22 protein-coding genes are annotated in these 21439 nt (G+C 54.8%); 12 read left to right on the top strand and 10 right to left on the bottom strand.

Annotated elements, in window-relative coordinates; all coding sequences use genetic code 11:
* The first annotated feature begins 179 nt into the window (after positions 1 to 179).
* The gene (locus C5Y96_RS12250) at positions 180 to 1508 is read left to right on the top strand and encodes a hemolysin family protein (protein WP_105353608.1); all 1329 of its coding nucleotides are present in this window, start codon (positions 180 to 182) and stop codon (positions 1506 to 1508) included.
* Between the two features lie 8 nt (positions 1509 to 1516).
* Here the strand turns inward: C5Y96_RS12250 and C5Y96_RS12245 are convergent, their stop codons facing one another.
* The 3 genes from C5Y96_RS12245 to C5Y96_RS12235 form a co-directional block, all read right to left on the bottom strand.
* A complete protein-coding gene (locus C5Y96_RS12245; protein ID WP_105353607.1) occupies positions 1517 to 2044 on the bottom strand; it encodes a hypothetical protein in 528 nt (175 codons plus the stop codon).
* 102 nt (positions 2045 to 2146) lie between these two features.
* Positions 2147 to 3016 (bottom strand): hypothetical protein, encoded by an 870-nt coding sequence (locus C5Y96_RS12240; protein ID WP_105353606.1) that lies wholly within the window; start codon positions 3014 to 3016, stop codon positions 2147 to 2149.
* Between the two features lie 3 nt (positions 3017 to 3019).
* On the bottom strand, positions 3020 to 3988 hold the full coding sequence (locus tag C5Y96_RS12235) for a PAAR domain-containing protein (RefSeq protein ID WP_105353605.1): 969 nt from the start codon (positions 3986 to 3988) through the stop codon (positions 3020 to 3022).
* A gap of 123 nt (positions 3989 to 4111) precedes the next feature.
* Here C5Y96_RS12235 and C5Y96_RS12230 point away from each other — a divergent pair, with 123 nt between their 5' ends.
* The 9 genes from C5Y96_RS12230 to C5Y96_RS12190 all read left to right on the top strand — a co-directional run bounded on the left by C5Y96_RS12230 (position 4112) and on the right by C5Y96_RS12190 (position 13550).
* Positions 4112 to 5158 (top strand): hypothetical protein, encoded by a 1047-nt coding sequence (locus C5Y96_RS12230; RefSeq protein ID WP_105353604.1) that lies wholly within the window; start codon positions 4112 to 4114, stop codon positions 5156 to 5158.
* 14 nt (positions 5159 to 5172) lie between these two features.
* Complete coding sequence (locus tag C5Y96_RS12225; RefSeq protein ID WP_105353602.1) at positions 5173 to 6222, top strand: hypothetical protein; 1050 nt, start codon at positions 5173 to 5175, stop codon at positions 6220 to 6222.
* 11 nt (positions 6223 to 6233) lie between these two features.
* Complete coding sequence (locus C5Y96_RS12220; protein WP_105353600.1) at positions 6234 to 7388, top strand: hypothetical protein; 1155 nt, start codon at positions 6234 to 6236, stop codon at positions 7386 to 7388.
* Between the two features lie 234 nt (positions 7389 to 7622).
* On the top strand, positions 7623 to 8624 hold the full coding sequence (locus tag C5Y96_RS12215; RefSeq protein ID WP_105353598.1) for an SPFH domain-containing protein: 1002 nt from the start codon (positions 7623 to 7625) through the stop codon (positions 8622 to 8624).
* A gap of 56 nt (positions 8625 to 8680) precedes the next feature.
* A complete protein-coding gene (locus C5Y96_RS12210; protein WP_105353596.1) occupies positions 8681 to 9598 on the top strand; it encodes an SPFH domain-containing protein in 918 nt (305 codons plus the stop codon).
* Between the two features lie 16 nt (positions 9599 to 9614).
* On the top strand, positions 9615 to 10034 hold the full coding sequence (locus C5Y96_RS12205; protein ID WP_105353594.1) for a hypothetical protein: 420 nt from the start codon (positions 9615 to 9617) through the stop codon (positions 10032 to 10034).
* A 105-nt stretch (positions 10035 to 10139) separates the two neighbouring features.
* Entirely contained in the window at positions 10140 to 11702 is a 1563-nt protein-coding gene (locus C5Y96_RS12200) for a glycosyltransferase family 39 protein (protein ID WP_105353592.1), read from the top strand.
* A gap of 401 nt (positions 11703 to 12103) precedes the next feature.
* Positions 12104 to 13066, top strand: a complete 963-nt coding sequence (locus C5Y96_RS12195; protein WP_105353590.1) for a DUF1559 domain-containing protein — start codon at positions 12104 to 12106, stop codon at positions 13064 to 13066.
* A gap of 91 nt (positions 13067 to 13157) precedes the next feature.
* Positions 13158 to 13550, top strand: coding sequence for a hypothetical protein (locus tag C5Y96_RS12190; RefSeq protein WP_105353587.1), 393 nt, complete (start codon positions 13158 to 13160; stop codon positions 13548 to 13550).
* 20 nt (positions 13551 to 13570) lie between these two features.
* Here the strand turns inward: C5Y96_RS12190 and C5Y96_RS12185 are convergent, their stop codons facing one another.
* The 6 genes from C5Y96_RS12185 to C5Y96_RS12165 form a co-directional block, all read right to left on the bottom strand.
* Positions 13571 to 14287 carry a hypothetical protein gene (locus C5Y96_RS12185; protein WP_105353585.1) on the bottom strand — a complete coding sequence of 239 codons (717 nt, stop codon included), beginning with the start codon at positions 14285 to 14287 and terminating at the stop codon, positions 13571 to 13573.
* Between the two features lie 214 nt (positions 14288 to 14501).
* A complete protein-coding gene (locus C5Y96_RS12180; RefSeq protein WP_158261204.1) occupies positions 14502 to 15341 on the bottom strand; it encodes an EF-hand domain-containing protein in 840 nt (279 codons plus the stop codon).
* A 76-nt stretch (positions 15342 to 15417) separates the two neighbouring features.
* Positions 15418 to 16182 carry a protocatechuate 3,4-dioxygenase gene (locus tag C5Y96_RS12175; RefSeq protein ID WP_105353580.1) on the bottom strand — a complete coding sequence of 255 codons (765 nt, stop codon included), beginning with the start codon at positions 16180 to 16182 and terminating at the stop codon, positions 15418 to 15420.
* Positions 16183 to 16331: 149 nt separating this feature from the next.
* Positions 16332 to 16472: a hypothetical protein gene (locus C5Y96_RS27360; RefSeq protein ID WP_158261203.1), complete on the bottom strand. Its 141-nt coding sequence runs from the start codon at positions 16470 to 16472 to the stop codon at positions 16332 to 16334.
* Positions 16473 to 16705: 233 nt separating this feature from the next.
* Positions 16706 to 17137, bottom strand: coding sequence for a MauE/DoxX family redox-associated membrane protein (locus C5Y96_RS12170; RefSeq protein WP_105353577.1), 432 nt, complete (start codon positions 17135 to 17137; stop codon positions 16706 to 16708).
* Between the two features lie 49 nt (positions 17138 to 17186).
* Complete coding sequence (locus C5Y96_RS12165) at positions 17187 to 17615, bottom strand: cupin domain-containing protein (protein ID WP_105353575.1); 429 nt, start codon at positions 17613 to 17615, stop codon at positions 17187 to 17189.
* A 201-nt stretch (positions 17616 to 17816) separates the two neighbouring features.
* On the opposite strand from C5Y96_RS12165, the gene C5Y96_RS12160 reads away from it, so the two are divergent.
* On the top strand, positions 17817 to 18905 hold the full coding sequence (locus C5Y96_RS12160) for a Gfo/Idh/MocA family protein (RefSeq protein ID WP_105353573.1): 1089 nt from the start codon (positions 17817 to 17819) through the stop codon (positions 18903 to 18905).
* A gap of 65 nt (positions 18906 to 18970) precedes the next feature.
* Positions 18971 to 19810: a hypothetical protein gene (locus C5Y96_RS12155; RefSeq protein ID WP_199188688.1), complete on the top strand. Its 840-nt coding sequence runs from the start codon at positions 18971 to 18973 to the stop codon at positions 19808 to 19810.
* 27 nt (positions 19811 to 19837) lie between these two features.
* On the opposite strand, the gene C5Y96_RS12150 is transcribed toward C5Y96_RS12155, so the two are convergent.
* Positions 19838 to 21367 (bottom strand): TolC family protein, encoded by a 1530-nt coding sequence (locus C5Y96_RS12150; RefSeq protein ID WP_105353571.1) that lies wholly within the window; start codon positions 21365 to 21367, stop codon positions 19838 to 19840.
* Positions 21368 to 21439: the final 72 nt, after the last annotated feature.

The raw sequence follows: 21439 nt of genomic DNA, 5'->3' as shown, positions 1-21439 counted from the left end.
TCCGGAACCTGTAAACGCCCGTACCTCTTCGTTGTGGAACGTCCTTTTGGCATTCCTACCGGCAAGAATCATGTTAGATTCCGCGGTTTTCAATACGGAACAAGAAGGCAAGAGCGAGTGCCCACAATATTTGATTTCTTTCACCCAACGCATGGTGCGATTCTCTTAAGGAGGAACCCATGGGAACGTTCGAATTGCTCGTGATCGCTTTGATGATCGCGTTCAACAGTGTCTTCGCCGCTTATGAAATTGCCCTAGCATCGATTGGCCTTGGTCGGCTGCATGCGTTGAAAGACGAAAACCGGCATGGGGCGACCTCCGCGCTGCGCATGAAAGACAACATGGAGGCCAGCCTGGCCGTCGTACAGTTAGGCATCACGTTGGTTGCTGCTGTTGCCGCGGCTACCGGCGGGGCAGGGGCCGCCGAGAAAGTCGAGCCGATGCTGATCGAAGCTGGCTTCTCGGAAACAGTTGCCGCACTGTTGGCCATTGCCTTGGTGGTCGCACCGTTAACGATGATCACCATCCTGTTTGGGGAACTGGTTCCCAAAGTCTTTGCACTGAAGAACAAGGAGTGGATCTGCCTGAAGCTTTCACCGCCGATGGAATGGTTCTCGTACGCGGTCTGGCCAGCCGTTTGGTTCTTCGAGAAGTCGGTAACTGGCATCGTCTCGCTCTTCGGTAAACGCCAAGCAGATGGTGACGACACTTCCGAAGCTGCCATTCAAGAACTTCACGGAGCAGCATCCTTGGCACGTATCAGCAAACTGATCGGACGCCGTGAAGAAGGCATCATCGTCAGTGCGTCTCGGCTTTCAGCCACACCGTTATCCGATATTATGCTGCCGGCCCAGTATATGGGCATGTTGCCTGCAGACGAAACGATGGAACACGCTTTGCAGTTAGCCCATCAGACGATGCACACGCGGTACCCGGTCACACAGCAAGCAGGCAGCGCACAACAAATTACCGGGTACGTTAATCTGAAAGACATCATTGCCGAAAATACTCATGAGGGTTCGCAGCGGAAGCTGAGCACCCTGACCCGACCGATCATTTCATTCGCCGCGAACGCCTCGGTTGCCGAGTGTCTCGAGCAGTTGATGCGCGAACGACAGCATATCGCCCTGGTGCGCGAGAATGATCAAATCATCGGCATGGTGACCCTCGAGGATATTATCGAAGAGATCATCGGCGAGATCCACGACGAGTTCGACCAACTGCCCACATACGTTCGTCGCTCTGGCGACGGCTGGATTGCCGGGGGATTTGCATCGTTGCACCACCTGCAACATGTGACCGGCCTGACGCTCAAGCCCATCAGCGAAAAGCCGGTTCTGAACTTGAACGACTGGATTCTCGAACATCTCACCGATCCACCCCTTAGCGGCATGACGATCCGCGACGAGAATAATCGCGTCGTGGTTCGCAAAACGAAAGGAGCATTGGTTCGCGAGGCATTCATTTACCGCGCACCAGCAAATGACTCGAAAGAGGAAGACGCCTAGGCAGGGGACTAAGGTATCAACCCCCCAAGAATCTCCAGGGCTTCCTCTCGATCTCGGCCTTCCGCAGGCAGTTCCAGAAGCTTCATGCGGATCAATCGCTGGACGGCAATATTCTGAGAAGCCTCGAGAAAGTCTTCGAGGACTTCTCGCCGCTCCTTAACGTTGGGAATCAATTCTGGCAGACGTTCCAAGGCAAACGCTGCGCTCAGAACGGCATCGTTGGCGATATGTGCCTGGGCCGAAATGCGTTCCAAATGCAATTTATGCATTTCAAAGTCGAGGCGATGTCCCTCGAGCATCATGCGATGATGTTCGCGTTCCATCTGCTCATGACGTTGTTGCTCCAACTCTCTCATTCTCTCATCGATGCGTGGCCGCGATTGGTTTACTCGCTCCTGCTCTCGACGGAACTCGTCTCGCTCGCGTTCTTCGCGTCGCGGAAAGTCTTGAGCATCTACCGTTGCAGGCATGATTGCCGGAATCAAAAGCCCAGTACACAAGAACAGAAACGCTGGCACGCGAAACGTAGACAACATAATCATTCTCCCTTGGTCGCAAAACGGAGTGGGTAAGTCTCGTTTGTTCTACCAATCCGGCAATCTATTTGGCAATCTCTTTCGACACGGCGATGTCAAATCCTAAACCAATTCAGGCTGCCAGAACCGCATCATTCGCTGGACAGACGACAAGTCGCTGCCGAAGTGATAAAGCGTTTGATGCTTCTTATCGATGATGACAATCTGCGAAAGGGGTGGCATTAGTTCCGCATAAACATCTGCCGGTATATCGGTGCAATAGGTGAGTACCGCTTCCTTCAAGCTCAAGTTCTTCCGCTGCGCGTTGACTTCGATCCATGTCGTCAGCATGAACTGAAAGTGAATCAGGAAGTCGGTCGCTGGGTGATTGGGGTGCAGTGCCAGAAACACGCTTTCCGAGAGCCCCATTTCCAGGTTGTACTCGGGGATCGTATCGGCCAAGTTCCAACGCGAGTAGAGCTTGTATTGCAGCGACGACGTGTCTTGTTCGTAACACGGTTGCATCCGCTGACAAAATGCCCGCTCAGTCACCGAAGCATTGGCCAGATCGGCATTGATCAGCATGTTTGCCCAGGTCAGAAATCGCCCGGCAACGCTTGCTTCGTAGGTAAACGTCTGCCAGTTGATGTTCCGCACGCGAGTCAACGGCAAGTTCGACTGGGTAGGAATCGTATCAATAATCGGTCGAGCATGCGCGGGAAGGGGTGCCTTCTCGTAAAGCTCTAAATACCGCTCGACGGCAATGGCGATCGGTAAGGGAAATGCCTGACGGTCGAGCACGTGCCGAATGACCAGATCGTCACGCAGCTTTGGATCCGGCATGATCATATGCTGGAACGTGCGCTGCCCCAGATCGTCGACCTCTTGGAGGCATGTCTCGCGAACCTCGTCGTTGAGTCCTTCGACCGGCTCTTCCAAGCAGCCGTAAAGGATATCCAAGGCGTCCAGCATTTGGCTTTCAATATCGAGCATCGCTTAAATTCCCAAGATGCCTGTGTGGTGTTCGTCTGCGTTATCTTGTGCTTGACCGGCGGCCGCACTGGCCCGGTCGATCTTGTCGCCTGCCTTGGCGATCTTGCCGGCGGCGTTGGTTGCTTTGGCTGCCTTGCCGGCGTTTCCGGACTTCGATGCGTCGTCTAGCGCGTCGTCGACTTTAGAGATCGCATTGGCGTTGCGTGCCCCGGTCAGGGCTGCGTCGTCGACGGCGTCGTTGGCCTTCCCCATCACGGCGATTGAAGCCAGGCTGCCCGCCAGGTGGGCGTAGTCATTCGCATTGCCGCTAGCCAGGGCCGAACCCAACTTGGCCAGACCAGCCGCCGGGTTACCGTTGCCCATCTGATCGCACGTCTTGTACAAGCTGTACGCGCCGTACATGGCCATCGCGGCACCGACCAGTTCCGGATTCGCCCCCAGCGCGACCAAGGCAGTGCGTGCCGCGAACATCTCCAGGTTTTGCTTGTTCACCAAACCTTCAAACAATCCCTGGCCAAACGAACTGACCAGCGACGGCAGGTGCAGCTTCTTCAGCTTGGGAATCGTCAGGTGTGGCAGTTCCAGCGAGATGCAGGGCACCGGGATATGAATCTCAGGCAGGCTGATCGAAAGGCCTGACAGCGACGGCAAACTGGGGATCGAAGGGATCGTCGGAGCCCCGCCCATTTCGCCGATGTTTACCAGAGGGAAACCGATCGTGATGGTCCCCCCGTGGGCACACATGTCTCCCATCCGGGCAGCAGGCATGCCGCCAATGAATACGGAGGGTGAACCCATCGAAATCACATCCGGCGGGCCACAGCACGTGACCATATCTCCCACACGGGCAGCCGGCATTCCGCCGATCAGCACCGTCGGACAACCCACCATCACCGGTCCACCTACATGCGGAACCGGCCCGGTACTCATCGGGCAGGTATGCATATCAGCGATCCGAGCGGCAGGCGGCATGACTTTCCCAGCAAAACGCGTAAGCAAAACGGCTGGGAAAGGTTAGGTCACCCGAAAAGCGCAGGGGGTAGGCAAACCACAAAATCTTGGCAGACGATCGTTACATTCGGTACGATCAGGCGTATGAACTCCACCAATGAGAGCACGAAGAAACCCAAACGCCGCTGGCTAAGTTTCGGCCTGCGCGGGCTGATGGTGCTTGTGCTTCTGCTGTCATTGCCGATGGGGTGGATTGCCCGGGATGTTTACCGGACCCAGCGCGAGACGGAAGCGGTGACGGCGATCGAGAAAACTGGTGGGTACGCCATGTACGACTATCAAAAGCTTTCGGCCTGGGGCGAACCGCCTAATCTGCCGGGACCTTGGATCCTTCGCAAGCTGTTCGGCGATCATATCCACGCGCACGTCGACTTAGTTGTCATTGGAGAGAAGGAAGACGTCAATACGCTAGTCCCCTTGCTTGCCAGTTGCGGTCGGCTCGGCTACTTGCAGCTTCCCTCGCAGACGCTTAGCGACCAGTCGATCGAAACGCTTGCCCGACTGCCGAAGCTGGTTGAACTGGTGCTCTACGACACACCCCTAACCGTCGAGCAACTAAAACTGTTGTCCCAGGCACCGTCTCTCAGGTCGATCAAGCTGACGGGACCGACTGCTACGGACCAGCACCTCCAGCAGCTGTCCCATTTTTCGAACCTGGAAAAAGTCACACTCAAAGACACAACCATCACCGACAGCGGCATGCAATCGCTGGGACAACTACCTGAGCTTGCCTGGTTGGAAATTGAACACGCCTCAGCGGTCACCAACGCCGGCCTGGCGGCCCTGACCCCTTGTCAGAAACTGACCCATCTCTGGTTGCGGGGAACAAAGGTCGACAATGGCTGCATCGAGACGCTTAAGTCCCTTCCCGAAGTGGATGACGTCTACATCATTCCCGATGTGTTGGAAATTGAATACCAAGCCCAGGAATCCATGCGACTCGATACGCTCACTCCAGTGAAGATCTCAACCCAATCGGCAGGCCTCTGTGGAACGTTCGCCGCCACGCCTTCCGAGAAAACCGGACCACCGATACTTCGCATCGGTGCAGCGAGCATCTCCGTCGATCGCTTCAACGAAGACGAACTCATCGACCTGCCCCAGTCACAGCAAGAAACCCATTCGCCATAGTAAGCCCACGAAACATGTCAGAAGTGAACCAAGATCACCCGAAACCACGACGCCGCTGGCTAAGCTTCGGCCTGCGCGGGCTGATGGTGCTTGTGCTTCTGATGTCATTGCCGATGGGGTGGATTGCCAGAGACATTTATCGGGCTCAGCGTGAGTCTGAAGTGGTCGCCGCCGTTGAGAAAGCAGGCGGGTACGCGTCGTACGACTATCACGAGAACGTCATGTGGGCCAAACCGCCTGAGCCGTCTGGTCCATGGGTGCTGCGGAAATTGTTTGGCGAGCACATTCATTCGTACGTCACCCACGTTACTTGTGTGGAGTCTGAGGAAATCAACACGCTTGTCCCCAGGTTAGCTGATTGTCATCGATTGGAATCGCTAAGTATCCCTGCTGTAGAGCTCAGCGATTCATCGGTCGAAACGATCGCCCGGATGCCCAGGCTCAAGCACTTAGCATTGCTCGGCACTACTTTGAGCATCGAGAAAATGCGGACGCTTACCCAGGCATTGCCGCTGAATTCCATTACCTTGATAGGCCCGACGGCCACGGACGACTACCTGGAATTACTCCCAGAGCTTCCGGCTTTGGAAGAAGTCAATCTCCGCGAGACAACGATCACCGATCGAGGGATGAAGTCGCTCGGCCAGCTTCCCCAGCTTAAGTCATTGGAAATCGAGCAAGCACCAGAGGTAACCAACGTTGGTTTCGCGGAACTGAGTAGTTGTCAGAAGCTTACCTATATTTATGCCATCGGAATCAAGGTCGACGAAGGGTGCGTCGACACGCTGAAAAGCATTCCGGAATTAGATGATGTTTATATCACTCCCGACGATTTGGACATCGAGTATTACGCCTGGGGAACCATGCGACTCGACACGCTGACGCCGGTGAAGATTACCGTAGTAATGGGAGGCTTTTGTGGTACGTTTGCAGCTCTCGGCCCAGAGCCAACCGGACCGCGGATCATCCATGTCGATACGCAATACATCAGTGTCAGTCGCTATGACGACGACGAGTTCGAAGACCTGCCGCAGCCAAAACAGAAAGTCTATTCGCCGAAGTAACCCCACGGAACATGACGGAAGCCAAAGAAGTTCCCGCAAAACCCCGCCGTCGCTGGTTACGCTTCGGCCTACGCACGATGTTGGCGATTACCGCTCTGTTGTGCGTCTTGATGGCGTGGGTTGGCCGTGACCTTGCCGTTTCTTATCGCGAGGCCCAGATTGTTCAAAAGATCGGCGGCTCAGCTCAATACGACTATCAGTATGACGGCAACGATTTCCTGACGGATGCCTCACCTCCTGGACCTGCTTTTCTGCGATTTTGTTTCGGCGATCATCTCTATGCGCGTGTCATCTCGGTGAATGTACAGAGACAAGTCGTCGATCGAGAAATGGCCGAAGATATCGCCAAGCTGGACCAGTTGCAAAGCATATTGTTTCAGAGCTCATCGATCGAAGAGAACTCTCTGGAGCCCTTGCAAGAGCTTAAGAATCTCCGGTCACTTGGTTTCTTAAGGACACCGGTTTCCCCCAGACAGCTTCGTCAATTCCGAGAGGCCGAGCAGATTACGGGAATATCGCTGTTTGGGGAGTCGGCTTCCGACGAGAACCTGGTTGAGATATCACAATTTCCCAATCTTGAAATAGTCGGAATTATCGGTGGACCTGCGACCGATGTCGGCCTCTCGTCGTTGGATTCGCTTTCCAAGCTCGAGTCCCTCTTTATTCTAGATGTCCCGGGAGTTTCCGCCGCAGGATTTCCCGCTCTTAAGCAGTTGCAGGAACTGACGGTTCAATGTGATCTTGTCTCGGAAGAATCTTTACCAGCTCTAAAACAGGCGACTTCCCTCCGCGAACTGGCTTTGAAAACGACGATCAAGCCTTCCAGGCCAAAGAGTCGGCAATTGGTTGAGAACATCACAGGAAAACTTCTCACCCAAGAAGAACCGACTCCCAATGACACCGAGAGTACTGCTGTGAAGGTCGCCGGACAGCTCGCCTCGGTGCGGGATTTGACGTTCGAACCGTACAACATCTATGACGATGACCTACGGTATCTAAGCGAGATGCCCAACTTGGAAGTCTTAGATGTTCAGTTGACTGGTGTCTCGCGCGAAGGGATGGTTCATCTCGAAGATCTTCCCAAGTTGAAGGAAGTGCACGTCCGCTGGACGCAAGGTATCAACCAAGGCCAGGTCGGTGCGGCGAAAGTTATCACGGTTAACTAATCGTTGAACATCTTCAACGTCATTCCAAGATTTCCCACCGGGCGGCGAATAACTTGCCGCGCACCCGTTAACATTTCGCGCCCATAACCATTCTCGTCGCCAACATCGGCCCTACAGAGGGGACAACCGTTGCAACCTGTACGTGGCGCGATACGATCAGGGCGCACGGCTTTGGCGCAGTGCTACAGTTGAACGATTGGTCGACTGGCCGCGGACATCTTAGGGGGATACTTCATGACTACGTTCTTGGTAGGGCTCACACTCGGGCTCATGGCTTACGTCTTCTTTCGCGTCATATTGACGGCGTTCTATATCATTCCGCCTGACCAACGGGCCGTGATCACCACCTTTGGGCGAGCCGAACGGTTGAGCGAAGAGTTTGTCGAACCACTGGACGATCCGAACTTGAGCGAAGACGAAAAGAAGCGTTACACCTATCCCAAGGTCCGCGTCGTTGGCCCTGGCGGACCCTATTTCAAGATGCCATGGCAGCAGGTCCATAAGGTGAGCGTCGCTACCCGCAGCGTCGACCTGGTGTGGGACCCAACGAAAAAACAAGAAACGATCGAAGCGGTCACCAAAGATAACCTGACGACCGGTGTCAACGGGCAGATCCGCTACAAAGTGAGTGAGAACAACCTGTACGCGTTTTTATTTGGTGTTTCCAGTCCACTGGAACACATCATGGGTTACTTCGTGAGCGTGCTTCGCGAACGCATCGCTACGTTCAGCGATCCGAAGGGTGCCAGCTTCCTCGCCAAGCCTTCCGCCGGCGACGATGACGCACCGACAAGCATCGATCTTTCGGAAGGGGTCTCGATTAACGACCTGCGAAAGAACCTGCCACTGTTGAATTCCTACATGGAAGAACAATGCCGCTGCACGCCAGGTCGTTATGGGGTGGAACTCGATGCGGCACTGATCACCAGTATCGATCCGCCACCGGAAGTCGACCGTGCTCTTTCAGCCATTAACAGTACCCGCAACCAGGTAGCCGCCGACCTAAGTACCGCCCAGGCCGATGCCGAGCAGCAGATCACGATGAGCAAGCGAGCCGTCGATATCGCCTCGAACAACGCCCAGGCCGAAGTCGCCCCGCTGCGAGAACTGGCTCGAACACTCACGCAAATCAAACACGAAGGTGGCTCGGGAGCCGTCCGTGCCTACATCCGCGACTTGAAAGTGCCGCTGCTATCCCGCGCGGTCAGTGTCGTTCAAACCCGAGAAGAGAAGTAACAACTTCTCTCTTGTTGATTGCGGACCCAACATAATCACCCACAGAGATCATAATCATGTTTCCCATACTTCTTTTCGGTTTCTTCGTCGGGGTAGCATTCGTCCCGATCATGCTTCGCATCGCCACCAGTTTTGGCCTGTACGTGATCGTCCATGAATGCGAAGCCCACGTTTACACCCTGTTTGGTAAGGTCATCGGCACGATCGACGAGCCTGGCCTGCACTTGCCGATCTCGAAGTTCGGGGTGGGCGCGCTGTTGGTCCCGTTCTTTGGCAAGCGGCACGTGGTCAGCACGGCCCTGCGTCAGCACTATCTCCGCGGCCAGATGGTCAACTCCGAAGAAGGGACCCCGATGGGTGTTGGCTTGTGGTACGAGATGGAAGTCAACGACCCAGTCGCTTACCTGTTCATCAATACGAACCCGGAAGGCTCGCTCCAAGCCAACGTCGCATCCAGCGCGATCAGCACGCTGAGCAACCTGGAAATGGACAAGATGCTGGAAGACCGGCACACACTGAGCCGCACCGTTCGCGCCGCGGTGTCTCCTCTGTCTGAGAAGTGGGGTTATCGCCTCGGTTCGGTCTACATCCGAAAAGTCTTCTTTACCGACGTGCAGATGGTTCACAATATTACCGACAAGGTCGTCAAACGTCTGATTCAGGTCACCAGTGCCATGAAACAGGACGGCGAAAACCGTGTTGGCTTGATCAAGAGTGAAACGGCGAAGGAAGTCTCGCAGAAGATGGCCGAAGCAGGTGCGATGCGACCCGATATCGTCGGTAAGATGTTGAATGAAATTGGTAAAGCCGATCCAGAGATTCTGGAATCGGTGCTCGAGGTGATGGAAGTCGAGAAGCTGCTCAACTCGAAAGCCGAGGTCAGCATCATTCCCCGTGGTGCCAACGTGATGTTCAACCTGAACAGCGGCAACGGAAAATCGGGTGGTACCCAGTACGTTCAGGCCGAGAACTAGTTAGGTGAACGCAACCATGCGAGACGAACCATTTCGACATGATGCCCTGAAAAGTTCCGAAGGGCTCAGTGCCGTGACCATCTATAAGTTGATGGTCGGTACGCTATTAATCGTGGCAGGCGTGGCGTTGGGCATCTACGTGGCCAATGCGACGCTTGAACTGATCTATGGGGAAGTACCACCTCCCCTGATCGCCCGCATCCAGGATATCGCGGCGGAAAAAGCCGCCGCCGAGGCCGCCAATCAAAACGTGCCGGAAATCAAGCTCGCTCCCGATTTGATGCAGGCCATTCTCTACGCGCTGACGTTCTTCTTTCTAACAATCCCGATCATGGTGGCCTCGATGCTGATGGGGGCCGGCGTCAAACTGATGCAAGGCGAAGCCAATGAGGCCATCGCGATGCTAGCAGAGCGACTTAAGAAGACAGAGCGATAGCACAGCATCACGGCCCGGTCCGATCGCTCTTTTCCTGCCAGCATCGTCCTGGTAATCTTCCTGCGAAATTAGATAGCACGCCACTCGCAAGGATGGGGATTACAGATGGAATTGGAAGCTTCGTCGTCGGTTTGGACGCGTTGGTTCTGGCTCTTCGCGCTGACGCATGTCATCGTCTGGTCGATCATGCCTATCCTGACCGCGGCCAATGCCCCCTTGGATACGATCGAAATGATCTACTGGGGCAACCAATGGCAATGGGGCTACTACAAGCATCCGCCTCTTCCGGCCTGGTTAGCGGCAGGAACAAGCGGCTGGTTCAGCGACCCAGCCTGGGCTTCGTACATCGTCGCTCAGGCCTGCATTCTGGCTTGTCTGTGGGCGGTGTGGGAGATCGTTCGCGATCGGAACAAGCCTTGGATTGCGCTCGCGGCTGCCGCGCTGCTTGAGGCCTGTGCGTTCTACAACTACACCACCATCGAACTGAATAACAACATGGTCCGCCGGGGCATGACCGCGCTAACCGTGTTGTTTCTGTATTGGGCCATCACTAAGGGACGCCTAGCCTACTGGGCAGCCGCTGGGGTGTTTGTTGCGTTAGGTCTGCTCTCGAAGTACGACCACGGTATGCTCGTATTAAGCCTGGTCGCGTTTGCTGCGATTCATCCGCAAGTACGTGGTCTGTGGAAAACGCCGGGCCCGTACGTGTTGATTGGCGTTTCGCTTCTATTGTTTGCTCCGCACGCATGGTGGATGGTCGAAAACGATTTCATCACGCTCAAATACATTCAGGATCGCACGCATACCGAACCCAATGCCTGGAATCACCTGATCATGCCGGCTAAGTTCCTCGGAGAACAACTCGGAGCGATCGCCGGTATGCTGATCGGATCCATCGCACTGCTGGGATTCTTCTGGAAGTGGCGAACCGACCTTAGCAGTGAAGATCGCCTGACACGCGACTACCTTTTGGCTGTGGTGCTTGGGCCGTTGTCGATCGCCGTGCTCGCTTCTTTGGCGACTGGCGGAATGATTCGCAGCATGCTCGGGGCACCGATCTGGATCTTCTTGCCGGCACTATTGGTGATGTGCTTTGAACGCCGTCGGCAAGACCCACTTACCTGCGGCAGGCTTGCAGTGGGCTGCGCGTGCCTAAGTATTGTCTTCGCGGCCATCGTCGGTTCACGCAATGTGTACGGAACGGCCATGCGCGAGAAGTACCTGCGCGTCGACTATCCAGGGAATCAACTTGCCGACGAAGTGCAACTGCGCTGGCAATCGGTAGCCAGTACTGGGCAGCCTCCCACGATCGCTGGATCGTGGTGGCCGGCCGGCAATGCCTCGGTGTATGCCGATAGGCCGGTCGATGTCTATCCCGAATGCGACCCTCGATTCGCACCCTGGATCGATGAAACAAACATTCGCGACCAAGGCGGTGTCATCGTATGGGAAGATCCAGACGATCGGCCTGCCCAAATCGAAGAATGGCTATCCCGCTTTCCGAATGCGATTGTCCAGAAACCGATTGAAATCCGGCATGTAAAAGCCCCTGCGATGGATCCCGTAAAGATAGGCATCGCCATCATTCCTCCGAGCGACATGGGGAGAACAAACACTACCCCTGAAATCGCGAATTCCGCCAACTCTACGGCGTCGGAAACGAAATAGCTCCTCACTCTGCCAGACTGCGAACACACCCTGAACGCGTGCATTTCAGAGGCGATCAATTACCTTGGCTTCCTCCGCGCGGCGACATGGCTCGGCTTCGAGAACAGTAACCCTTGAGCATCTTGCGAATCGGGCATGTCCCATTTTGCATTTTCTGAATCGGAGGCTGTTTTCCTTCTAGATTTGGTGCGATAGCTTCCGATATCACGTGAATTATTATGTAAGTAAAATTTTATAAAATTTTATTGACCCGATTCGCAAATAAGCGCAAACTAGGGTCAACCATCTCCTCTTGGGCACCTACACCCGAAAAATCCCTTTTCCTAATGAGTCTTCGTACGGCAATCTTTTGTCGTATTTGAGCCATCTATTCTTATGCCTTTATCTACTAGGTACGCACTATGATTTCGACTCGATTTCGTTCGTCACTGAACGACCAACAACGCGGGTTTACTTTAGTGGAACTGCTGGTTGTGATTGCCATCATCGGTGTATTGATTGCCCTCTTGTTGCCAGCTGTGCAGCAAGCACGCGAAGCTGCTCGGCGGATGTCATGCACCAACAACATGAAACAGCTCGCCCTGGCATTTCATAACTATCACGACACGTTCCAGAAATTCCCGATGGCAACCAACTGCAACATCAATGGTGCCGATCCCGGTCACTCCAGCAATCGCCGGGTTTCCTTCTTTCACCTGATCATGCCGTTCATTGAGCAAACGGCCTACTACGATCAAATCATGCCTCGTATTGAAAACGACGAGTTCCCAGGCGGCTGGCCCACGAGTGTCCGAAATATCGTGTTCGACGCATTCATCTGCCCTTCAGAGCCTCTGGATGACAAAGTCGAACAACAGGGTTTTCATGGAAACTACGTCGTCTGCAATGGTTCCAGCCATACCAACAGTGGTGCCACTAAGACCGACGGGATGTTCTATCCTCGCAACAATACTGGCTTCGAGGACATCACCGACGGAACCTCCAACACCGCGATGTTGGGCGAAATTCGCCTTCAGGAGGATAGCATTGCCGCGTCCGGAACCGGCAACGTTGTTTGCGGTGGAACGCATGACCTGCGAGGTCGGTACCACAATCCTTACCACGGCAACATCTACTTCACGACGATGCGTGGTCCTAATACGGACGTGGGTGATGCCTTGCAGTACTGCAACGGAACGCCGATCGCCCCGTGCCGTCAATGCGTGAGTTCTAATATGGAAACGCACATCCGCAGCTATCACCCTGGTGGCGGACACATTGCACTGGCTGACGGCTCGATTCGCTTCATTCCCGATACAGTGAACCAGACCGTCTTTCAGGCAATCGGTTCTCGCAACGGCGGGGAAGTCGTCGAACTGCCGTAAGTCGTGTTTGTTTCCCTAACCAGACAAGGCCAACCAAAGATAGTTGGCCTTGTGTTGGTTTCACCCTGAGTTGCAAGAAAGTACTTATAGCATGCGCGCTTTGATGATTGCCCTTTTTGCCGTTACCTCTGCGATATCCCTTGTAGGATGCACGGCCTCTGAAGAGTTTCCCAAATATCCTGTAACGGGAACCATCACCTACGCTGGCAAGCCAATTGAATCAGGCTCGATTGTGTTCGATCCGGTCGATGGCATAGGACCATCGTCCATGGGAGGAATCGAAAACGGTGAGATCAAGGCCGAGGTGACCGCTGGTGAGAAGATCGTCCGAATCAGCGCGGTCCGTACGTTGGAAAAGAAAGACCAGTATGGCGAAGCGATCACCGAGTCTTATATCCCGGATAAGTACAACGGCGCGTCAAAGCTTCGCGAGACTATTTCGGCAGATGGCGAAAACAAGCTGGCCATCGAACTTGAGAAATAGATCGAGTCAAACAAGGTGAGTTACGGCTGAGACTGGGTGCTCATGCGATCGTGAAACTCGCTTCCCAGCGACAGATTCGAGAATCGCTGGTGCCAAGTTTGCACATCCGTATGAACTTGTCGCATGGCGGCTTCTGGGCTATCGCCGGTGGCTTCAAATCGCTGCGAGTATTCAGACTGGCCAATCTTGATCGCGACCGTGCAGTGAAAGCGGTAGACTCGAGGTGAATTGCCCCACGATTCTAATCGATAGTAATTCGCCCCAAGTTGATCCAGTTCGGTCTGGATATTCTGTGTTCCCTGAGTAATCAAGCCGGATGGTTGGCTGCCCGGTGCCGTCAGGCGATCACTCGGCAGCGGAAGGTCTTGAATTGGATTGCCCGGCGAAGAAGCAAACGCGGTAGCACCTTCTTCCCGCGAGATCACTTCGGACGGTACCTCGAAGCTCGCGCGTTGAAACTCCGGTTCGCTCGACATCGTGGGCTGTTGGAAGTCCGCTAACTCCGTCATTGGTGACAGCGTAGGAGCAACAGCAGGCTGGTGCGGTGCCGGGGCAGCCAAAGGAAAGCTCGATGGCTTCAGGACCGGTAGAGTAGGCGTATCTGCGGCAGCTTCTTCTTCTGGCCAGAACCCCTTGAAAGCTCCTTGTACCCCCTCAGGCATGATAGCAAGCACAGGAAGGCCGACCAAAAAGGTGAGAACAATCAGGGAGCGAATGGTTGTAAATTCTGAATTCACAAGGGCTTCTTTCGCGTAGGTCCATCTACTGAAGTCCCTTATCGTAAACCACCCTGGCAATCTGGGGAATAGGGATTTGACTGGTCTCGTTCCGTGCAGCCGCGCATAAAAAAACCGGCCGCCTGAGTCCAGGCGGCCGGTCTCCGGAACGGAGTTTTCAGCGAGTTGATCTCTTTCGAGAGGCACTACAACTCGCGGAAGCTTAAGCGTCGTGTTAGTCACGTTCGCGACGTTCGCCGTCACGTTCACGATCCCCTTCACGAGGACCGCGAGGACCGCGTTCGCCGTCGCGTGGACCACGAGCACCTTCAGGGCGCTCGCCATCACGCGGGCCGCGGAACTGAGGTCGATCCCCTTCAGGACGACGTTCACGCATTTCGTTCAGCGTCTTACGTTGTTCTTCGTTCAAGATCGACATGAACTTCTTCTGCATTTCTTCTTGCAGAGCGCGAACTTCACGACGTTGTTCTTCGGACAGTTCCAGACGTTCCAGGACGAAAGGAGCCATCATCATCATGCCAGCATTCATACCCTCTGGACGTGGACCAGGTCGGTCACCATCTCGTGGAGGACCTGGGCGATCACCTTCACGTGGTGGCCCCGGACGGTCGCCATCACGAGGAGGACCAGGACGTCCGCCTTCGCCGCGACGCATTTCTGGACGATCACCTTCACCGCGCGGTGGGCCGGGTCGGTCACCTTCACGTGGTGGACCAGGACGATCGCCAGGACCGCGGGCAAAGGCCTTCATCAATTCTTCCTTGGTGGTGACGCCATCTTTGTCGGCGTCGGCACGTTCGACCATGGCAGCAGCACGACCTTCGCCTGCTTCTTCCTTGGTGATCTTGCCGTCTTTGTCTTTATCGAGAGCATTCATCAGGCGCTCGATCATTTGTTCTGGGTTGAACTCGCGTGGGCGATCCCCTTCGCGCTGTTCCCCTTCACGAGGTCCACGTGGACCACGTTCGCCGTCTTGGGCGTTGGCCGTGGTGAAGGCCACACCCACCATCAACAGCGAAAGCATAGCTAAGGAATGTTTCCAAACGATCTTCATGGTTCTTTTCACTTTTGCAGAAATGGGGAGACAAGTAGGTTGGTGAATCACGAACTCACACGCGTGACTTCGTGCATTACGAATTTTGTGGTGGTGGCCCTGGAGGACGACCGCCAGGACCTCGACCCGGTCCCCGCCCACCCGGAGGCGGACCTGGGCGTCGCATATCGCGTTCATCAGGAGTTGCCCCTAGAACGATATCAAACGAAGCCGCGAACTCATTCATTTTCGAATCGGGAATCGGTTTGAAATCGGTCATCAGGAGCTCGCGTTTTTCCGGATCGCGAACTTGGGAAAATACCCCGTCACGCTTGTTTCCTTCAAAGCCGCGAATCATCAGCTGAGTGGTTAACAGCTCTTTGTCCCCTTGCTTCACCTTGATGTGAATGTGGGGTGCAGGACGACCGGGGTAGGGGACAGGCTTAATGGTGCGGAAGCGGTATTCGCCGCTGCTTCCGGTGGTAAACCGACCGAAGCCTTGAAAGTTTCGGTCCTGTTGTTCTTGTTTTCCGCTGCTGTCGCGGGTGTGCAAATAGACGGCATTGGCATCGCACTGCCAAATCTCGATGGTGGCATCCTTCATCGGGCTACCACTCTTGTCGAGGATCCGACCCGTCAGATGGGTAATCTCCCCAACAGCCGGCGTGGTGCTGTCTTTGATGATGATCAGGTCATTATCCTGATCCAACGGCAGCTTATCGGGGTAGAAAGGCCCTTCCGTGAGAAACGGCGTCGGTTTGAGCAGTTCCTCGGCAAACAGGCCTGGGGTGGTGAAAAATGCCGTACCCATCAGCCCCATGAATGCCCGACGACTGCTACCAAAATGCAAACTGCGATGCATGGAAGATCCTCTATTCTGGATGAGAAACAAAGCACAGAGATCGAGAGTTGCTCGTTCTCTAAAGGCATTCAACCATCGAACAGTCCGTAAGTTTCGCTTGCTACTAAAAAAGCCGTTGAAATGAGCGGGAAACCGATCTAATTGAACATTTACGGAGTAGAAACCCACTCCGGCTTAACACGCGTCGTTTCAAATGCCTGGGCCGGGTCATAGTGCGAATTCAAACCCGGCACAGCGGCGTCCATCTCATGTATCCAATCGCGAAGCTGTTGATGCAGTTTGTCTCGCATCGCTGGCATCGACTTGGAAAAACCGTTTTGCCGCCCAGGTCACTCCTCAGGTTGTACAGTTCGATTCGATGTCCGGCGGTGCCGCATCAAAGCGATCGCCAAAGAACTCGATCAGCTTGAAATCTTCCACGCGTATCGAAGGAAGCCGGCCAACGGCAGATACCAAGTGGAAGGAAAAAGAACGAGATCGAGAAGCAGGCTCAATTCTCGTCCTAACTCGCCCGCAATGCAACTTATGCAGACGGCGAACTCTTCGGGATCGCCGCTAATAAGAACGAAGCGGCTGCTGCCGTGAAGACTGAGTAATCGAGTGGTGACTTGATGCCGGTCGCGATTGTCATCGTCACGGCAAAGACCAGCAGTAGTGTGCCTGATGCGATCGCGAACCAGCGCAGCTTCCAGCCGACAAGCAGGCCGATGGCGATGATCACTTCGGCGATCGTCGCCACCCAGCCCAGCGGCGCGTGAAGTGCCGCTGGAGCAAACCAGTTCAATAGGGCCACGTACTCGACAAACGGATCCCACGCGCCCCAGGCCACGCCTGACTCGCCCGGCGCACCCCACACGCCAAAGCGATCGGCCACAGCGGAAAGAAACGAGGCGGCCAGTGCTACTCGAAGAAAGACTTCCGCTAAGAAAACATTACGATCGCGCGTCAGTTGCATGAAGTATTTGCTCTGTTTAGGAAGAGGCTCATTTGTTCGGTATGGGATTCTACGGCCTGGCCATTGGTGCAGGAATCACCAGCTCTTTCGCATCGCGTGGATGAACGACGACTGCGATTACGCGTGTTTTGGCAACAGCCTGGGGGTTCTTACCCACACGGTGCAGGCACCCGGTCGGCTCGTAAAAAGTCTCTCCCTGTTTGAAGACCTTCGTTGGCTGGTCGTCGATCCCAAGTTCGTATTCACCTTCCAGCACATAGCCGAAGACCGGGCCCGGATGTCGGTGCGGCATCCCCTCGCCGAGTGGTTCGAGTTGAACTTCGACAACAGATACCTTCGCGTCGTGCCCGTCGAGTTTCTCGACGATGTCTTGCGCTGAGATCGGAACAACCGTGGGCATGCTCGTGTGCTGGGCGGCAAGTAGGCCGGCGGTTCCCAGAAAGATACCTACGGCCAGGGTGAGAATGGTGCGAAACATGGTCTGTTTTCCCTGATTGCATGAGGTGTAAAACACGGCTTACCATGACCAGACGAACTAAGGACACGGAATGTGACAGGGGAGATCAAGTTTTCAAAAAGATTCCTGTCGACGCAGATTCGCATTGCATTTCTCGAATTCCTGGCGGAAACCGACTAAACTAGGCCCCAGATTAATCCCACCTCGTAAAGGCCTGCCATCATGACGAAGCTTACCCGTCGCCAATTCACCACCACGACTGCCGCAGCCGTCGCATCTCTGGCTGCCAATGTGCATGCTGCACCTGCTGCCGCTGGTTCCAAAATTAAGATCGGCCAGATTGGGACCTCTCATGCCCATGCTTCCGGAAAGATGGAAGCGATGCGATCGCTTTCCGATACGTACGAAGTGGTAGGCCTGGCAGACGTCGATATCGAACTGGCCAAAAAGGGTGTGCAGCGGAAGCCATACGAAGGCCTGCCGGTGATGTCGATCGAGCAGTTGTTAAGCACGCCTGGTCTGCAAGCTGTCGCGGTGGAGACCGAAGTACGGCAACTCGTTCCCACGGCCAAGCAGTGCATCGAAGCTGGTATGCACATTCATCTCGATAAGCCGGCAGGCGAGTCGCTATCGGAATTTCGTGAGCTGTGCGCCGCGGCGGATGTGAAGAAGCGAACGATTCAAATGGGTTACATGTTGCGGTACAACCCCGCGTTCGAGCTTCTGTTTCAAGCGGCACGCGAAGGATGGTTGGGCGAGATCTACGAAATCGATTCGATGATGGGAAAGCTGGCTTCCCCAGGTCTGCGAAAAGACCTGGCCCAATACGAAGGGGGCGGCTTGTTTGAACTTGCCTGCCACTTGATTGATGCGGTGGTGACGATCCTAGGTAAACCGGACGAAGTGATTGCTTTCACCAAAAGAACACAGTCCCCAGAGGACAGCTTTGCCGACAACCAACTGGCTGTGCTCGACTATCCGAAAGCCACCGCCACTGTCCGCTGCAACCACCTCGACCCGTTCGGCTTCCCTCGTCGTCGATTCCAAGTCGCCGGATCAGGCGGCGCACTAGAGATCAAACCACTGGAGTCCGGCGAGGTCGATCTCTCTTTGACCGAAGCCCATGGCGAGTTCAAGAAAGGAACGCAGCACCTTACCTTGAAACGTGAAGGGGGTCGTTACGATGGCGAATTCACCGATCTGGCCAAGGTCATCCGCGGCGAGAAAGAACTGGCCTGGGATCGCCAGCATGATTTGGCCGTGCATGAAGTGGTGTTAAAGGCCTCGGGTATGACGGTGTCCGATCGTTAAATCATTCGGCCCAAGAACCACAACGAATTTCCCGGCAAAATCACCTTCCTACCATCCAGACAAGAATGATCTACTCAAACTCTCAGCCTTCTGGCTATTCCCGACGTAGTTTCCTGAAACATGCCCTTGCCGTCTCGGCTACGTTGGGCATAAGCGAATCTCTCTTCGCTCAAGCCAAGAACGAGCAGCTTCCCTTTGAGAAAATTGACTGTGAAGGAGCTTATGAGGGACACCTGCAAGGTGTTTGCGCCGATGAGGCGACGAACATCTACTGGTCGTTTACTACAAAACTTGTGAAAACAGACTCGCAAGGAAAGATCTTGCGGCAGGTGAAAGTACCCACGCATCATGGTGATTTATGCCACCACGACGGGAAAATCTATGTCGCGACCAATCTTGGCGAATTTAATCAGCCGGCCGGTAAGGCCGATTCGTGGGTGTACGTGTACGATGCCAGTTCGCTAGACCTGCTCGCCAAGCATCCCGTCCAGGAAGCGGTGCATGGGGCCGGAGGAATGGAATATCACAACGGGCGATTCTTTGTCGTTGGTGGTTTGCCAGGCAACATCGAAGTGAATTACGTCTACGAGTACGACCCGGACTTTAAGTTTCTCAAACAGCACGTTATCGAGAGTGGGCAAACGTTTCTGGGCATTCAAACGGCTGCGTATCACGACGGCCACTGGTGGTTTGGCTGTTATGGCACACCGCAAGAACTGCTGAGAACGAACGCCGACTTCCAAGAGCCGAAGCGATTTCCCTACTTCGCATCGTATGGCATCGTACCTGTCTCGCCTGGCAAGTTTCTCATTGGCCGAGGCAAGAAGGAATCAGCAGGGCAAATCGGCTGGCTTGTGCCTGCTACTGCCGATAAAAACGCAGGAATGAAGGATGTCAGCAACTAACGTTGGCTGACATCCTTATGTTCAATATTACTGCTGGCTGAATGTCTGACCACGCAGTTCGTCGCCACCTTGGAAGTCGGTGGGCTCGTCCAAGCCGCCGGTAAGAAGCAGACCATCGATCTTGGCGTGCGCTTTGGCAAGTTCACCCAAGGCACTGATGTACTGCAGGTTCGTATCAAAGTACGTCCGCCGGACGATCAACACCTGAATGAACGAGAACTCGCCAGCGGCGTATGCTTGTTCAGAAAGGTCAAGCGTTTGCTTTGCCTTCGGCAGGATCTGCTGTTCGTACCGCTGGACAGCGACTAAGGCCGAGTCGTATTCCTTGGCAACGCCGGCCAGACGAGCTTTCAGCGACATCTCGATGCGTTTCACGGCATGGGTGGCTCGGCAGTACTCGCGATAGGCAGCCGAGACGTTGCCGCTGTTGTCGTTAAAGATCGGAATCGGAGCACCAACAGTCACGTTGATCATACCGCTATTGGTGCTGTTATCATGCCCAGCCTGAATGCCAGCAAGAATGTTGGGAATGTGCTGCACCTCTTGCCGAGTCATGTTCGAGCGGGCCTGGTTTACTCGGCTGTAGCTGGCGTGTAATTCCGGACTATTGCCCAGCAAATCGCTATAGATAGAATCCCACTCGAGGTTTCCGACCTGAGGATTCAATTCGCCAGCAAGGGAACTGCGTTCCATATTGGGTACGCCGGCGGTGGCAGCCATCTCTTGCCAGGCAGCATCCCAAGCAAACTGGGCCTGTTGTCGCAGGACTTCGACTTCATTCAACTGAATTTCCGCTTGAAGCTGATCGGACTGCGAAGCTTCTTTTGCCTCGAATCGCTTCTGGGCGAGCTCAGCCCCTTTGGCAACCACTTCATGAAAATTATCGATGACGTCGATCCGGCGTTGGGCGACCAGGGCATCGACAAACGCCAGGCGAACGTCCGTCAGCACGCGGTAACGCTGCGATTCAACGTCCCACTTCTGGGCTTCTACAGCATGACCAAGGACATTTCGGTTAAGGTCTAACTTGCCAGCGGTGACGAACTCGCGATCGACCGTTACCAGGTGCTGATCCGTATTTTGATCGGCCAACTGGCTTCCCGAATAACCGACGATAGGGTTCGCCGAGAGACCCACCTGATACCGGTAGTCGGAAGCAGCCTGAGCCGATGCTGAGATCTGACGGATCGTGGGATTGTTGGCCAAGGCCAGGTCTTGCAGCTGGGCAAGGGTTAGACCTTTTCCTGCAACCGCCGGCAGAGCAGGCACTTTGGTTGCCTGAGCAATTTCAAACGCAGGGATCTCTGCAGGATCTATCTCGGAAGGCAGGATGTTTGTGGGTTCCAACACCGGTGGCTGAATCACCGAAATCGGTTCTTGATGATCGACCAGCTTCACATCCGACTTCGCTTCCGATTGAGAGATCGGAGCTGGGCTGACCGGTACGATCTCTTCCGCGTAGGTTGCTGGCTTGGCATAAGGGAGAACGCAGCCAGTCAATGACGGAACTGCCAGTACCAACGACCATTGCCAAACGTTTAGTTTCCCGACTGCCATGCGAACACCTTCCTACTAGCACTGCCAGCACCGATGCATTCGGTAGAACCGGCGTAATACGTGTAATAGAAA

The sequence above is a fragment of the Blastopirellula marina genome, assembly GCF_002967715.1.
Lineage (GTDB): Bacteria > Planctomycetota > Planctomycetia > Pirellulales > Pirellulaceae > Bremerella > Bremerella marina_B.
The sequence above is the reverse complement of the archived record's forward strand: the minus strand, read 5'-3'. Positions and strand labels throughout refer to the sequence as shown.